Below are 602 nucleotides of genomic sequence, written 5' to 3' on the forward strand. Positions count from 1 at the left end.
ATTGCTTCCAACAATGGCAATGGGTATTTCTTTGCAGGAACGAATATTTCATCTATGACAGGCGAGCTGAAGAAGTACGTTGAAGCTACAGCCGTTAAAAATCCTAAACGTGTCTCAGATACATTGGTCTTGAACTATGACAGTACAACAGGCGACTACAGCTCAGATGTATTGATTAATACGTACTATGAAGATTTCGAGAAGGATCGCAAGATTAATGAACGTTTCCTCACGACCCATGATCCTAGTGTCTATGAAAACAACACAGGCGTAATGGAAGGGATCGGACAGTACCAGGAATCACCGACCACCAAATTTACAAAGGTCGGATTGTATGAAATGGTAGTCCAAGTGCAGGATGATCCAACTGCTAATACTAAGTTCAGCAATTATAATTTATGGAGTCTAGATTCATTGTCTCGCTTAGTATTATATGTACATCGTGCGCCAGTAGCCGAGTTTTCCGCTATTGTTAATTCGAGCAGGAGATTAACGATTCAAGATTACAGCTATGACCTAGACCGCTATTCACAACGTAACAAAGGGGTTACCACATGGGTTTGGAAGTGGAAGAAGGTCGATGATACAGATTGGACCGTTGG

The 602-nt window shown here is 41.7% G+C and carries 1 protein-coding gene; it reads left to right on the forward strand.

The genetic code is table 11. The annotated features are described in order from the left end of the window. Positions 1-602, forward strand: a 602-nt coding sequence (locus tag AC1TPB_RS25010) for a hypothetical protein (protein ID WP_482078960.1), incomplete at both ends; no start/stop codon positions are given.

Source organism: Paenibacillus sp. Y951 (assembly GCF_056786395.1).